The sequence below is a fragment of the Streptomyces sp. NPDC033221 genome (assembly GCF_055577005.1).
In genome coordinates, this window is sequence record NZ_JBVIQN010000014.1 from 117,631 (window position 1) to 130,555 (window position 12,925).

The 12,925-nt window shown below is 71.1% G+C and carries 13 protein-coding genes and 1 pseudogene; 5 read left to right on the forward strand and 9 right to left on the reverse strand.

From position 1 onward, the window contains the following. Nucleotides 1–33 precede the first annotated feature (33 nt). Both ACZ53K_RS20235 and serC read left to right on the forward strand, forming a co-directional pair. Nucleotides 34–1,419: a glutamate-cysteine ligase family protein gene (locus ACZ53K_RS20235; RefSeq protein WP_468838215.1), complete on the forward strand. Its 1,386-nt coding sequence runs from the start codon at nucleotides 34–36 to the stop codon at nucleotides 1,417–1,419. 159 nt (nucleotides 1,420–1,578) lie between these two features. Then, complete coding sequence (gene serC, locus ACZ53K_RS20240; RefSeq protein ID WP_468838218.1) at nucleotides 1,579–2,745, forward strand: 3-phosphoserine/phosphohydroxythreonine transaminase; 1,167 nt, start codon at nucleotides 1,579–1,581, stop codon at nucleotides 2,743–2,745. Between the two features lie 110 nt (nucleotides 2,746–2,855). On the opposite strand, the gene ACZ53K_RS20245 is transcribed toward serC, so the two are convergent. Both ACZ53K_RS20245 and ACZ53K_RS20250 read right to left on the reverse strand, forming a co-directional pair. Then, on the reverse strand, nucleotides 2,856–3,650 hold the full coding sequence (locus tag ACZ53K_RS20245) for a methyltransferase domain-containing protein (RefSeq protein WP_468838220.1): 795 nt from the start codon (nucleotides 3,648–3,650) through the stop codon (nucleotides 2,856–2,858). Further along, a complete protein-coding gene (locus ACZ53K_RS20250) occupies nucleotides 3,647–5,206 on the reverse strand; it encodes a class-II fumarase/aspartase family protein (RefSeq protein WP_468838223.1) in 1,560 nt (519 codons plus the stop codon). Before ACZ53K_RS20250 ends, ACZ53K_RS20245 begins: the two co-directional genes overlap by 4 nt. Nucleotides 5,207–5,919: 713 nt before the next feature. On the opposite strand from ACZ53K_RS20250, the gene ACZ53K_RS20255 reads away from it, so the two are divergent. Then, nucleotides 5,920–6,843 (forward strand): hypothetical protein, encoded by a 924-nt coding sequence (locus ACZ53K_RS20255; protein ID WP_468838226.1) that lies wholly within the window; start codon nucleotides 5,920–5,922, stop codon nucleotides 6,841–6,843. Between the two features lie 277 nt (nucleotides 6,844–7,120). Here the strand turns inward: ACZ53K_RS20255 and ACZ53K_RS20260 are convergent, their stop codons facing one another. The 7 genes from ACZ53K_RS20260 to ACZ53K_RS20290 all read right to left on the reverse strand — a co-directional run bounded on the left by ACZ53K_RS20260 (nucleotide 7,121) and on the right by ACZ53K_RS20290 (nucleotide 11,876). After that, complete coding sequence (locus ACZ53K_RS20260) at nucleotides 7,121–7,792, reverse strand: hypothetical protein (RefSeq protein ID WP_468838229.1); 672 nt, start codon at nucleotides 7,790–7,792, stop codon at nucleotides 7,121–7,123. A 200-nt stretch (nucleotides 7,793–7,992) separates the two neighbouring features. Further along, entirely contained in the window at nucleotides 7,993–8,352 is a 360-nt protein-coding gene (locus ACZ53K_RS20265) for a hypothetical protein (protein WP_468838232.1), read from the reverse strand. Between the two features lie 469 nt (nucleotides 8,353–8,821). Further along, nucleotides 8,822–9,511, reverse strand: coding sequence for a GAF and ANTAR domain-containing protein (locus ACZ53K_RS20270; RefSeq protein WP_468838235.1), 690 nt, complete (start codon nucleotides 9,509–9,511; stop codon nucleotides 8,822–8,824). A 108-nt stretch (nucleotides 9,512–9,619) separates the two neighbouring features. Next, nucleotides 9,620–10,348 (reverse strand): ANTAR domain-containing protein, encoded by a 729-nt coding sequence (locus ACZ53K_RS20275; RefSeq protein WP_468838238.1) that lies wholly within the window; start codon nucleotides 10,346–10,348, stop codon nucleotides 9,620–9,622. Further along, nucleotides 10,345–11,085 carry an ANTAR domain-containing protein gene (locus ACZ53K_RS20280; RefSeq protein WP_468838241.1) on the reverse strand — a complete coding sequence of 247 codons (741 nt, stop codon included), beginning with the start codon at nucleotides 11,083–11,085 and terminating at the stop codon, nucleotides 10,345–10,347. Before ACZ53K_RS20280 ends, ACZ53K_RS20275 begins: the two co-directional genes overlap by 4 nt. A 348-nt stretch (nucleotides 11,086–11,433) precedes the next feature. After that, nucleotides 11,434–11,586, reverse strand: coding sequence for an ATPase domain-containing protein (locus ACZ53K_RS20285; protein WP_468838243.1), 153 nt, complete (start codon nucleotides 11,584–11,586; stop codon nucleotides 11,434–11,436). Further along, nucleotides 11,583–11,876 carry a circadian clock KaiB family protein gene (locus ACZ53K_RS20290; protein ID WP_468838245.1) on the reverse strand — a complete coding sequence of 98 codons (294 nt, stop codon included), beginning with the start codon at nucleotides 11,874–11,876 and terminating at the stop codon, nucleotides 11,583–11,585. Before ACZ53K_RS20290 ends, ACZ53K_RS20285 begins: the two co-directional genes overlap by 4 nt. A 196-nt stretch (nucleotides 11,877–12,072) precedes the next feature. On the opposite strand from ACZ53K_RS20290, the pseudogene ACZ53K_RS20295 reads away from it, so the two are divergent. After that, nucleotides 12,073–12,405, forward strand: a pseudogene (locus ACZ53K_RS20295) (response regulator); the annotation flags it as partial. Nucleotides 12,406–12,484: 79 nt separating this feature from the next. After that, nucleotides 12,485–12,817 (forward strand): response regulator transcription factor, encoded by a 333-nt coding sequence (locus ACZ53K_RS20300; protein ID WP_468838247.1) that lies wholly within the window; start codon nucleotides 12,485–12,487, stop codon nucleotides 12,815–12,817. Nucleotides 12,818–12,925 lie beyond the last annotated feature (108 nt).

Here is a 12,925-nt window from a genome sequence, read left to right on the forward strand (position 1 = left end):
CGACGCCCCCTCTTCCGACGGAGAGCTTGGAATATGAAGATCGGCATCGAGTCAGAACTGCCTGTGGTCGACCGCCGGGGGGCCGCGGCCGGCCGCGCGGACGTGCAAGCCGTCTTCGAACGGCTCGCGGTCCGACCCGACTTCACGCCCTACCGCGATGCCACCACCGGCGCGCTGGTGGGCGCACGGTCGGTGCGCGACCACGGGACCCTGGACGTGGGCAACGATTACGGCTTCTGCACGGTCGAGACGGCTCTGCCTCCGGAAGAGGGGTTCGCCGCCGCCAAGGCGGCCTGGCACCGCACGCTCGACGACGTGGTGTTCCCGGCCCTGGCGGCCGAGAACCTGTCCGCCCTCGCGCACGGCTGCCAGCCGCTGACCGAAACGCTCGGCGGCCCGTACCTGGCCGACAAGGCGCACTACGGCCTGTGGCTGGCGCAGGCCGAGCGGTCCCCGGGGCACTACGCCAGCGACGCCTGGCCCGGCTTCGCCGCCGTCCAGTTCAACGTCGACGTCCCGCTGCCGCGGGTGATCGACGCCTGCAACACGCTCATCAAGATGACGCCGCTGATCTTCGCGTGGGGCGCCAACTCCGCGGTGTTCGGCGGCCGGGTGCAGCCCTGGTACTCCCTGCGGCTGCGCGGCTATACGGAACTGTCCGACAGCAACCCGTTCTTCGCCCACCGCCTGCACTACCCCCGCCGCCTGTACGGCAGCCTGGCGGACTACATGCGTGAGGCGTGGGCGCTGCCGATCTTCGAGGTCACACGGAACGGCACCCTGCACACCCCGCTGCTGCCCGACCTGACGACATGGCAGTTCGCCGAGGCGGGCCAGGCCGAGTTCGTCGACCCGGACGGCACCAAGCGCACCCTGCACTGCACCATCGCCGACCTGGCGTCCGGTCTGGTGTTCTGCTGGCCGGCGGTACGGGTCCGGATGCGGCTGGACGAGGCGTGCAGCGTCGCCGAGGCGTTGGAGGCGGTGACGGCCGGCCGGGGCGAGGCGGTGCTCCGGGAGGGCGGACGCGGCACCTTCGTCGAGATCCGTCACCTGCCCACGATGAACCGGGAGGAGACCTTCGCGTGGCTGGCCGCGCTGCTGGGCTGGCTGGGCGACACCGAGGGCTGCCGTGACCTGTTCGGTGGCTGGTCGCTCCAGGACGCCCGTACGGCCGCCGACGAGGTCCAGACCCGCGGCTGGGCGGCCGAGGTCACCGGAGTGCCGCTGACGGAGTGGGGCCGGCGCGCCCTGGACCTGGCGACCGCATCGTTGCGCCGGGACCCGGTGGCACCCGCTGAGGAGCTGGAACCGCTGGCCCGGCGGCTGCGGGACCGGACGAGCCCGGCGACCGACGCCGTCGCGCAGGTCCGCGCCGAGGGAGTGGAGGCGTTCGTGGACGGGCTGCGGATGTGCTGAGGCGGCGGCGTCGATGGTCGTACGGCTATTCCGCTATACGGATGTACGGCTGAAGGTGAGGGTGTTCGGCGCGGCGGCGGGGCACCGTACGGGCGCCGCGCCGTGTACCGGGCCGCCCGGGGCGGGCGGACGTACGGACGACGGGGAGGAGACGCCGGAATGACCGGGCTGCAAGGGTCAGGGCGGGGCGTGCCCGGCGCGTCGGAGCTCCGGGACGGTGTGCCCGGCGTGCCGAAGAGCCGGCACGCGTACAACTTCTCCGCGGGGCCCGCGACGCTGCCCCGGCCGGTGGCCCGGCGGGTGCGCGAGGAGTTCGCGGCGCATGCGGACGATGGCGCGTCGATCATCGAGATCAGTCACAAGCACCCCCGGTTCACCGGCGTGCTCGACTCCGCCGTGGCGCGGTACCGGGAGGTGACCGGGCTCCCGGAGGACCACCATGTGCTGTTCGTACACGGCGGCGCCCGGATGCAGTGCGCCGCCGTGCCGCTCAACCTCATGGGCCGGTCCCCGACCCGTACCGCCGGGTACGTGGTGACCGGCCTGTTCGCCCGGCAGGCGCAGCATGAAGGCGCCCGCTACGGCACCGCCGTGACCGTCGCCGGGAGTGAGGACACCGGCTTCGACCGGATACCGGAAGTGACCGCACGGCACTGCCCGCCGGACGCTGCCTTCCTCCACCTCACCAGCAACAACACCGTCTACGGCACCCGCTGGAACGGTTTCCCGCGCGACTGTCCCGCCCCGCTGGTGGCCGACGCCACCAGCGACATCCTCTCGCGGCGGCTGGACCACGGCCGGTTCGGGATCGTCTACGCCGGTTTCCAGAAGAACCTGGGACCCTCCAGCGCGGCCCTGGTGACCGTCCGCGACGACCTGCTCGGCCACGCGCTGCCCGAGACTCCCCGGCTGCTGGACTACTCCGTCCACGCGGCCTCCAAGTCCCTCGACAACACCCCGAACACTTTCGCCGTCTTCGTCCTCTCCCTGACGCTGGAGTGGATACGCGACCAGGGCGGCCTCGCGGCGGTCGAACGGACGAACCAGGCCAAGGCGGCGCTGCTGTACGAGGAACTGGACCGCACGGCGTTCTACCGTCCCACCGCCCACCCCGACCACCGCTCCGTCACCAACATCGTCTTCCGGCTCGCCGACGAGTCGCTGACCGGGGAATTCCTCGCCCGCGCGCAGGAGGAAGGATTCTTCGGCCTGGCCGGGCACCGCCTGGTGGGCGGGGTACGGGCGTCCGTCTACAACGGGATGCCCCAGGAGGGCGTACGGGCGCTGGCGGACTTCCTCCGGGAGTTCGCGCGCGTACGGGGGTGAACCGCGCTCGTGTGACGAGACGACCGGCAGCGCGCACGGGCAGGCGGGCGGGCCCGACAGCGGGCCGGAACCCCTGGTGTTCGACCATGGCCCACTTCATCCGGACCGGCTCAGTCGCCGGCCTTGACCACGGTGAACGCGTACCGGCCGAGGCTGAAGAAGTACCGCCCCGCCGCGTCCAGCTCGCGCAACTCCCGGCTCCAGGCCCCGGTCACCTCCGGGTCCGCACCGGGATGGCCGGCCAGGAACGCCTCGATGAAGCCGACCTGCCAGTAACTGTAGGTGTCGCGATCACACCGCCGGTTGAGGAACGTCAGCGTGGTCAGGCTCTCCTCGGCGAACCCGGCCTCCCGGAGCAGCGGGCCGAGCCGCCGGGGCAGCCTGGGGTCGGCGACGTGGTCCTCCCACAGGCCGAGGATCCGCCGCATCCGGGGACGGTCGGCGGAGTGCCACACCAGCGAGTCCCAGTCGGTGTCGAGCACCACCGCGCGGCCTCCCGGACGCAGCACCCGGTACAGCTCGGCCAGCGCGCGTTCGATGTCGCCGACGTACTCGTAGACCTGTGAGGAGACGGCGGCGTCGAACGACGCGTCCGGGAAGGGGATCTCTTCGCAGCGCCCCGCCACCAGGTTCACCCGAGTGCCGGCCGGCGCGCACCGCGCCCGCGCCAGCTCCAGCATCGACGCGCTGATGTCGATGCCGCACACCTCGCCGTCCGGGCCGACCGGGCCCACCAGCTCCGAGATCAGATAGCCGGGGCCGCAGCCGACGTCCAGGACCCGCTCGCCGCGGGACACGGCGAGCTGCCGGACCAGGTGCCGCCGCTGCCCACGCATCTCGGGGGTGTGCGCCTCGACATCGGCTTCGCTCGCCCGTTCGCCGTCGAAACGCAGCAGATCGGTCACGAGGGCACTCCCTCCTCCGCGCGGGCCGGCCGTGGCGGAACCGGCGTGCCGGTCTGGACCGGCCGGAGCCGGGCGCGCGCCACCGCCCGGTCGGTCAGGGCACCGGCCTCGCCCACGTAGCGTGCCGGGTCGAGCAGGTCGTCCAGTGTGGCGGAGGAGAACCGGGAGGTGATCTCCGCGCACTCGCGCACGCAGGCACGCAGCGGACGACCGTCACTCTGTGCCCGTTGACTCACCTCGTAGACGAGGGCGTGCGCGCTCTGCTTGCCGATGCGTTCGCCGAGGGCCAGCATCAGTGCCTCGGTACACAGGAACTCCGCCACCGACGCCGCGTTCTCCGCCATCCGTTCATGGTGCACCTGCAGCCCGGCGAGGACCTCGTTGAGGATGGCCAGCGCCGCCAGCGTGTAGTGCGACACGTCGGCGACCGTGACCCATTCCATCCGCAGGCCGCGTGCGTCGCGCTCGTGCTCCTGCACCATGCCCTCGACGCCGAGCGCGGCGGCGGACCGGGCGAGCCGGGCGAGCAGCACGACTTGTTCGGAACGTTCGGGATTGCGCTTGTGCGGCATGGTGCTGCTGCCGACCCGCCCGTACTCCCAGCCCTCGGACAGCTCGCCGACCTCGGCGCGCGAGAGCACCCGGACCTCCTCGGCGATCCGGCCGAGCGTCGCCGTGACCATGGCCAGCGTGGTGCCGAACTCCGCCACCCGGTCCCGTGCGACGTGCCACCCCACGACCGGTACGCCGAGCCCCAGGCGGGCGGCGAAGTCGGCGAGCAGCTCCTGGCCACGCCCCTGGAAGCCGGCCATGGTACCGACGCCGCCGTGCAACTGGGCCACCAGGGCCCGTTCGCGGAGCTGGGCCAGCCGCTCACCGTGCCGCACCAGTTCGTCGAGCCAGCTCGCCACCTTGAGGCCGAAGGTGATCGGCAGCGCGGGCTGCCCGTGGGTGCGGCCCACCATCAGGGTGTCGCGGTGTGTTCCGGCCAGTGCGATCAGGCGCGTCGTCATGGCGGCGAGTTCCCGCTCCGCCTCGTCCAGCACGTCCCGCATCTCCAGGGACTGTGCGGTGTCCTGGATGTCCTGGGTGGTGGCTCCCAGGTGCACCATTTCCCCCGAACCCGCCTCACACGCCGCCGCCAGACCGCGCAGCAGCGGCACGAGGGAGTGGCCCGTACGGCGGAATTCCGAAGCCAGGGAGCCGAGATCGATCCGGCCCGGCTCGCAGGCCCGCGCCACCCGGGCCGACGTCCCCGGCGGAATCATGCCGAGTCGTTCCTGACTCCCCGCCAGTACGACCTCCACCCGGAGCCATCGGCGCAGCCGACATCGGTCACAGAAGATCCGGTGACTGGCGGCCGTGGCGTACCCCTGCCCGTGAAAGAACGAATCCAGTACGTGTCCCCGCTCGTGGTCGCACTCCGCCATCGCGCGCCCGTCGTCACCCTCCGACGCACCCGACACCGCCGACGGGTACGCGGGTTCGGTGGGGCCGTGGGGAAGGTCGTCCCCGTACGGGGCGGGTGTCTGCTGGTGCCTGCGAGAAGTATTCATGAATCCTCGCGTTCCATGAGTTGCTTCTGAGGTCACTTCGGTCAACTCGGCAGAACTCGCCTCATAGCACCACACGGGGGAGCCGGGGCCAACCCTGCGCGCGGGAGTTGCTCCAGAACGGTCAAGGGGACGAGAAGTGCCGTGAGCGGTGTGGAGGCGGGAGCGCGGTATCAGCGAGGGGGCTGCCAATACCGGTCAACACCTATGGATGAGGCGGCCCCGGCCGAGGGGGTGGGATGGGGCCGGGGCCGCCGGTCGGGGGGAGGGCGGTCAGCGGCCGTAGGCCGCAGTGCCCTCGGGGCCCGAAGGTCTGCTGGTGCTTGCCGTCGTGGAGGCGTGGTCGGCGTCCGGTCGCCGGACCTGGTCGTGGCGCGCCGAAGGCATCTTGCCGACCAGTGAGCCAGTCCTGTGTTGCGGTTATCCCGAGGTCGTGTATCAGTTATGTCTCGATCATTCCGCGAGAATGCCACAGACCAACCAAACTCGGCTTGAGCTGCTGTTTTGCTGGCGCAGTCCGTAAACAACCGTGGGACTCCCGCCCGAATCTCGTGGTGCGAGCCGGCGTAAGTCGTGGTCGCCCGCCGGAATGCACATGGACGATCGAAGAATCGCTTCCGGGGTATCGACACCGGGATCCTGCCGGGCTTCAATGGCTGAAAATCGGACGCCCGATCCGAATCTGTCCGTACGCAAGCCGGACACCCCGTCACAACGTGCAACCGGGGATTCTCAGGTATTGCGCCTCGCGTCTCAGCAGGAGCAAAGAAAGGCACCGTCATGACGAACTCGCCAAGGGCATCGACCGGGACAAGGACGGCAAGATCAAGCCCGTCTACTTGGGCGGTGTGAAGGCCCAGTACGACCCCAAGCAGGCGGTCGTGGACGCCAAGGCGGCGGCGAAGAAGTACGCGGAGGGCACGACGAACAACCCCCAGCCGTTGCGGGAGACCGCCAACCAGCTGGCGGAATCGACCCTCACCGAGGCCGACGTCCGTGGGGACACCAACGACGACGCGATCTTCGGGAGAGGCGGCACCGAGAAGTCGGCGGAACACGCCGAGATCCACTGCGCGGGCAAGCACGCACCCGCCCCCGGCGGCAAGGTGGAACAGAATGCCGCCAAGGCGAATCCGTGCGTCTTCGTCGGCAAGCTCGATCAAAAGGACGGCTCCAAGTACCCGAAGGCCGGCGGCAGTAGCGGTATGGCAGGCGGCGGGAAGAAGACCTACTCGGTCGAGGGGCAGAACACGGAGGAGAACAGCACGACCGAAGGATGGTCGGCGGGCGGCAAGTTCTCGCCCAAGCTCACAGTCTCTCCCGCGGGAGACAAGGGGGGAGCGGGCGGCGAGGTCGGCGGCGAGGCCAGTTTCACCTACAGCTACTCCTCCACCACCACCAACAAGGTGATGACCGCCCAGAAGGATCAAACCGAGGTCGAGTTCCCGAGCGACAAGAAGGGAAGCCTCCAAGGCCGACGCGACGGGGCGTACTATGTCGGCTACATCGTCACCCGCAAGCAGAATGCCGTGTACGAAAACAACAGGGGCCAGGAGAGTCTGATCGCCATTCCCGCCCGGGTCTATGTCCAGTCTCCCAAGGCCAGCACTTCTGTCACCTATTTCAAGTACCAGGAGTAGCCCCGGCCCGGCGCCCTCACCCGGCAGGCGACCGTCGACGGCCTCATGGCCCGGGAAGCGTCGGTCGGCCCGGATACGAGGCACAACCTCCCTGACAACGCTCTCCACGGACCCAACCCGCCGTGAAGAGCGTTGTCGACGGTCGGCGAGCGACAACTCGCGATATGCGGCCCGGCGCGATCGCGGCCCGGCGCATCGCCAGGAAACGGCGCGCGAAATGGCCTGCCGGCAGTCCAGGTCAGGTGCGTGAAGTAGACCGGCCCGCTGAAGGCCACGGTCACCGAATCAGGCCATCGCCTTTCGACCTCGCCGAACGCTGACCACCGTACCCACCGGTCCACCGGATGGGGAGTCGAGGAGTCCTTGGCGCTGGCGGGTGCCGTGTCCGAAGGCCGGGTGGTGCGCAGCGGGCCGGTCCCAGTCCAGCCGGTCGAACTCCGGAATCGCCGTGGCGTCCCCGGTACCAGGGGTGCAGCAGGGCTTCGTCGATGCTCGCGCCGAGGTGGACGCTGAGGATGCCGGCGGCCTGGTGGACCGCGGCGCGGTGCAGGACCAGGCCGTCGGTTCCGGTGGCCAGGCTCAGGGGCGGGGCGTGCAGCAGCAGGGCCAGAGCTACCCGGGCGAAGAGGGTGAGGTCGTGGCGCTGTGCGGCGGGGAAGGGGCCGGGGGCGGTGCGGTAGCCGGTCAGGACCCCGGCGGTGGCCACGCCCAGACGCAGGGGCACGGCGATGACGGCGCGGACCGCAGTGTCACAGGCGGCGGGGGTGAACAGCGGCCAGCGGTCGGCGGGCGCGGTGCTCAGATTGGTCTCGGTGACGGGATGTGCGGCTGCGGCGGCGTCCAGGGTGGGCCCTTCGCCGAGGGTGTACTGCAGGTTGTCCAGGGCCGGGCCGAGAGGGGCAGCGAGGTCGGACCACAGCAGTTCGAGCGCGCAGGGCTTCGAGCGCAACGCCAGGGTTTACGGCGTCCAGATGCAGCAGGCGGGCGGCATCGGCCGCAGGAACGGCGGACAGGTCGCTGCCGTTGCGGGCGGCCTGGCGCAGGCCGGTCAGCAGGACGGTGAAGTCATCGCGGACAGCCATCACTGATTCCCCCGGGCCGGGCTCGGAGGAGAAGGATACGGCGCGGCCCGCGGTGACGGGCGCGGGCTCACCGGGTGGGGTCGAGCAGCTCGGCGGGCGCCTGCCCTCGGGCGACCTGGGACGCCAGTTCGGTCAGCGAGGTCACCGGCAGTGGCTGCTGGGTGCGGGCGCTGTCGAGGCAGGGGCCCTCGTCCAGCTCGCTCTGGTCCTCCTCCAGGGCCAGGCACAGCTCGTCGGAGGCGGTGACGTGGACGGCGCTGTCACCGTCGTTCTCCAGGACGGTGATGCCGGCGCACTGCACCGACAGAGGGGCGACCGTCTGAGCGGTCAGGTCGTGCAGCAGCTCCAGCGCGTCGAAGTCGGCGCGGCGGCGGGTGAGGTCGAGGACGGTGCGGGTGATGTGGTTCTCGCGGTCGGTGGTGGACATACGGCGCCTGCCGATCGGCTGGCTTCCGTCCCTGACGGCTGCAGGGCCCAGGCTGCGTCCGGCGGCGGGAAAATGTTGGCCCGCGGGGGGCCATGCCGCGCCCGTTGACAGGGACTTCGCTGCTCGTCTCTCGTCTTTGGCTGGCCCGTCCAAGGCCGTCACGCCGGCCGGTTCCATCCGGCCCGGACGGCCCTACGGTACGTGGCGACCCCTATCCGCTGATCGGTTCTCGAAACGTGGTCGTATTCCCGATTGCGTCCGTGTGGGGCGGGGCCGCGCTCACATGGCGTGTGCCCGTACGGTCGTCTCTGCGCTCCCGTGGCGGCCGGTACACCGAAGCCTGGGCCGTCGCTGCCGCCAGGCCGTAACCCTGCGGGCCCATTTGCGGTGCAGCGGCCGGCACCCTCGGCGTGGCAGACGGCGGGCTGGTCGTCCGGTGCCGGCCGAGGCCGCGCTGGTCGAGGCCGCCCTAGCCGAGGCGGTGGTGGTCGAGGACGTGTGCGGCGGTGCGCAGCAGGGGCTGGTTGTGGCGGAAGGAGTGGGCGCGCAGCCGGGCCAGGGCGTCGTCGGGGGTGAGGTTGTCCTGGGCGGCGAGGATGCCGGCGGCCATGTGGACGGTGGGCGGGTAGCCCTGTGGTCCGCGCTGGACGGGGCGGGCGTGGGCGGCGATCAGGTGGGGGTGTTCGTCGAGGGCGAGCAGGGCGAGGATGCGGGCGTAGGCGACGGCCCGGTCCATGTGCACCGCGGTGAAGGGGGCGGGGGAGCAGCGGTAGAGGTCCACGGCGCCGATGAGGAGGTTGCCGATGATCAGGGGCAGGGCCAGGACGCGACATGCTCCCGCCCCGCAGGCGGTCGGCGTGAAGGCGGGCCACCGCCCGCCCGACTGGTGCAGGTCCGCTTCGACGGGGTGACGGTGGACGTAGGCGTCGGTACACGGACCCTCGCCGGTGACCAGCTGGGCGTCCTCCACGGCCCTGGCGCGTTCATCGGTGGCGCAGCCCAGCACCCGCAGGTCGCCGGTGGTGACCACGGTGGCGCCGCCGAAGTCGGCGCTCAGGTCCTCGACGCAGGCCCGGCAGGCGGTGTTGAGCGTGACGGCGTCGGCGATGCCGACGGCGCCGATGCGCTGCCACGCCGCGTCATGGTGCTCGGGGGGCATGGGCTGTCCCTTCCGTTGGGTTGCCCCGGGCACCTGGGCGGGTGGGACAGGTTCTTCCGCCGGGGACTGGGGCGGGTGCCGGGCCGGCGCCATGCGGCACGGCTGGGGTCAGGGATGCTGGAAGGTGGCGGTGTCCAGCGAGCCGTCGACCAGCTGCCGGCACAGCGTGGTCAGGGACTGCTCGTGGGTACGGGCGTGCCGGCGCAGGGCATCGAAGGCCTCGTCGAGGGTGATGTTCCAGCGTTCGGTCAGGATGCCCTTGGCCTGTTCGATGCAGATACGGCTGGAGAGGGCAGCCCGCAGCTGGGCCCGCTCGACGTTGCCGTGGGCGATGGTGCGGTGCTGCAGGATGGCGATGGTCGCCACGTCTGCCAGCGCCTGTGCCACCTGCGCGTCGGATGCGCTGACGTTCTGCTCACGGGTGTCGAAGAGGTTCAGCGCGCCCACGAACTGCCGGCGCAGCCGCAGGGGCAGGGCGTGGGTGGTGGCGAAACCGCCCTGGCGGGCGCGCTCGGCGAAACGCGGGAACCCTGCGGTCTGGGCGGGGGAGTTGAGGGCGATGTTCAGCCGGGCGGTGCCGCTGCGGTGGCATTCCACGCACGGTCCCTGGTCGGTCTGCAGGGCGAACAGCTCCAGCAGCCGGGTGTGCTCGTCGGACGCGGCGATCAGCTGGAGGTTGCCGCCCGGATCGGCGAGCATGACGCCGACCGCCGACACGTCCAGCAGTTCGTTGCAGCGGTCGCACAAATGGTGAAGGAAATCGATCAGATCGAAGTCGTCGACCAGTGTGTCCACGGCCTCGACCATGGCCGTCAGCAGTCGTTCCTCACGCCTCATTGCCCTTCAGCCCCTTCGCCGGGCGTCTCCGGTCCGTCCTCATCATCCTGGAAGCTCGACCGCCTGGCCACCACGTCCCCGGCGGCCTCCACCACGCTCTGCCCGTGCCCGAAGGCGTAGCCCCGCAGGAGCAGGAGCGCCCGGGTCAGTGGCACCCCGGCCTGCACACTGATCATCCCGGTGGCCTGGTGGACGACGGCCCGGTACAGCTCCGAGCCGCTGTCCGCTCTGGCGACCGCCTCTTGCTGCGGGCCGCCGTACAGGAGCACGGCGGTCAGGGCGTTGGCCACCAGCCAGGCGTCGGTCATCGTCGCGTCCGGGAGTGGACCGGATACCGCGCGCTGCAAGGTCAAGGTGCCCAGGCACGCGGAACAGACGTGCAGCGGCAGGCAGAAGACTGCACTGATGCCCAGCGCCACGGCTTCCGGCAGCAGCGCGGGCCACCGGCTTGCCGCGACCCGTGACAGATCCGGTACCAGAACCGGCGCGCAGGACACCACCACCTCGGAACCCGGCCCTTGGCCCAGTGTGAACTGCAGGTCTTCCAGCCGTGTGCTGACGCCCTCGGTGCGCCACAGGGGTTCGCTCTGGCCGTCGGCCGTCGTCGCGCAGGCGGCGATGCCGTCCACGCCGAGGAGCTGGGCGCACAGGTTCGGGTCGGCACCGACCAGCCTTCTGTCCCCGGTGGCGGGCTGCAGATTCCTCAGCACGGCAGCCAAGTCATGGCCGGCTTCCACCGCTTCTCACCTCCCGGCACGACCACCCTTCGCCCGCGAGCGAAGTCCCGTCGGTACGGGGATAACTCCCAACGCCTCCCAGTCTAGGGATTCCTCAGCGGCTGCTACCCGGCCGACGGACAAGGACGCCGGCGCACGGCCTGCCCCGGGCCTACGCGCGCGTCGTGAACTGCCACGGGTTCTGCCGGGTTTGCAGGGCATTGCCGTGCGTGTGATGCGGCCGGGCCTGGCAGGCACCGTACGGACGGGGCGGCCCCAGCCATCGAGGAGGTGAACGGAGGCTGTGCTGACGGTCGCGGACGGCGCACCGGGCGAAATGCTCGCCGGGAGCCCGGTGCAGGGCGTAAGTCAGTCCACGGCGAACAGTGTCTTCCCGCTGCCCGCGGTACCCGTCACCAACGTGCACCGGCCCTTGGGCAGGCCGCCCAGCGCCACCCGGTCGAAGCCGTTGATGCTGGTGGGCACCCGCACGAGCGTGTCGTCACCGGCGGCCATGGTCATGTGCCTCCAAACTCGTCCCGATGGGGCAGGCCCAGAGCGGCGGCGGCGCTGTGCTGGTTCGACAAATCCCCGATCACCCTCCGCTGGGGCTCGGGGCGTAACCGGACCACGGTGGGCGTGGCGAGAATGCGCCACCGCTCCGCCAGTTCGGGCCGTTCGACGGCATCGACAACGGTCAGTTCGTAGTACCCCCGTAGACGGGCCGCGCACAGCGACCGCAGGTTCTCCAAAGCCTCTTGGGAACGCTGGGTCTGCCCCGCGACATAGAGAACGAAGGAGTACGTGGTCACTTGAGGGCACACCTCCCCGCGCGATCCCCGTACGTCGCCCGCCCTTGCCCTCCACTGTCCTCCGCCCGGGAACCGGCCGCCAGGGCGGTGGCCGTGTTCGTCCCAACAGGAGCGCCGGAGCGCTTACCGGGCCTAGGCTCGGAGGCGTCCGTTCCCGGTGCGGCGGGGACCACCGCAGACACGGCAGGGGTCGACGATGACCAGGGTGCTCGTGGTCGAGGACCAGCGGACGCTGGCCGACGCGCTGGAGCTGGCCATCGGCGCCCAGCCCGACCTGGAGTGCGTGGGCGCCGTGGAGACGGTCGAGCAGGCGCTGCCCCTGGCGCGGACGGGTACCGATGTCGTCCTGATGGACGTCCACCTGCCCGGTACCGACGGCATCTCGGGGACCTCGCTGCTCAAGACGGCCGCCCCGGCCCTGCGCGTGCTGATTCTGACCGGGGACCCCCGCCCCCGGCTGCTCGCCGCCGCGGCGTCGGCCGGCGCCGCGGGGTTCCTGACGAAGGACAGCGCGCTCCAGGACATCCTCGCCGCGATCCGCGATCCGCGATCCGCGATCCGCGATCCGCGATCCGCGATCCGCGATCCGCGCCCCGGCCACCGGGCCGTTGCTGGTCGCGGGCGGCACGCTCGCGGCACTGGCCGAGGTGCCCGGGGACGATCCGCTCCCGCCCGGTGCCGAGCGTCCGGCGCGTCCGGCCGCCCGGCAGCAGGGCCGGGACCGCTGCACCGCGCGGGAACGGGAGGTGCTGCGGCTGCTCGGGGAGGGGCTGGGCCCCAAGGCCATCGCCGAACGCCTGGTCATCAGCCCGCACACGGCCCGCGGCCACGTCAAGAGCGTCATGCACAAGCTGAACGCGCACAGCCAGCTCGAAACGGTCGTCACGGCGATGCGGGAGGGGCTGCTGGACCCCACCCCGGGAGACCGTCCGGACATCTGAGGCCCGCGATTCAGGACTCGGCCCATCTGAGGGGTATGAACGGCCCATCCGTGGGTTCAACACCCCGCGCTACCGCTCCTACCGTAGGTATCAGTACACCGTGTGAAG

Coding starts and splice junctions, on each gene's coding strand:
- ACZ53K_RS20235 (WP_468838215.1), top strand. CDS start 34: ATGAAGATCGGCATCGAGTCAGAACTGCCTGTGGTCGACCGCCGGGGG.
- serC (WP_468838218.1), top strand. CDS start 1,579: ATGACCGGGCTGCAAGGGTCAGGGCGGGGCGTGCCCGGCGCGTCGGAG.
- ACZ53K_RS20250 (WP_468838223.1), bottom strand. CDS start 5,206: ATGAATACTTCTCGCAGGCACCAGCAGACACCCGCCCCGTACGGGGAC.
- ACZ53K_RS20265 (WP_468838232.1), bottom strand. CDS start 8,352: ATGTCCACCACCGACCGCGAGAACCACATCACCCGCACCGTCCTCGAC.
- ACZ53K_RS20270 (WP_468838235.1), bottom strand. CDS start 9,511: ATGCCCCCCGAGCACCATGACGCGGCGTGGCAGCGCATCGGCGCCGTC.
- ACZ53K_RS20275 (WP_468838238.1), bottom strand. CDS start 10,348: ATGAGGCGTGAGGAACGACTGCTGACGGCCATGGTCGAGGCCGTGGAC.
- ACZ53K_RS20285 (WP_468838243.1), bottom strand. CDS start 11,586: ATGACCATGGCCGCCGGTGACGACACGCTCGTGCGGGTGCCCACCAGC.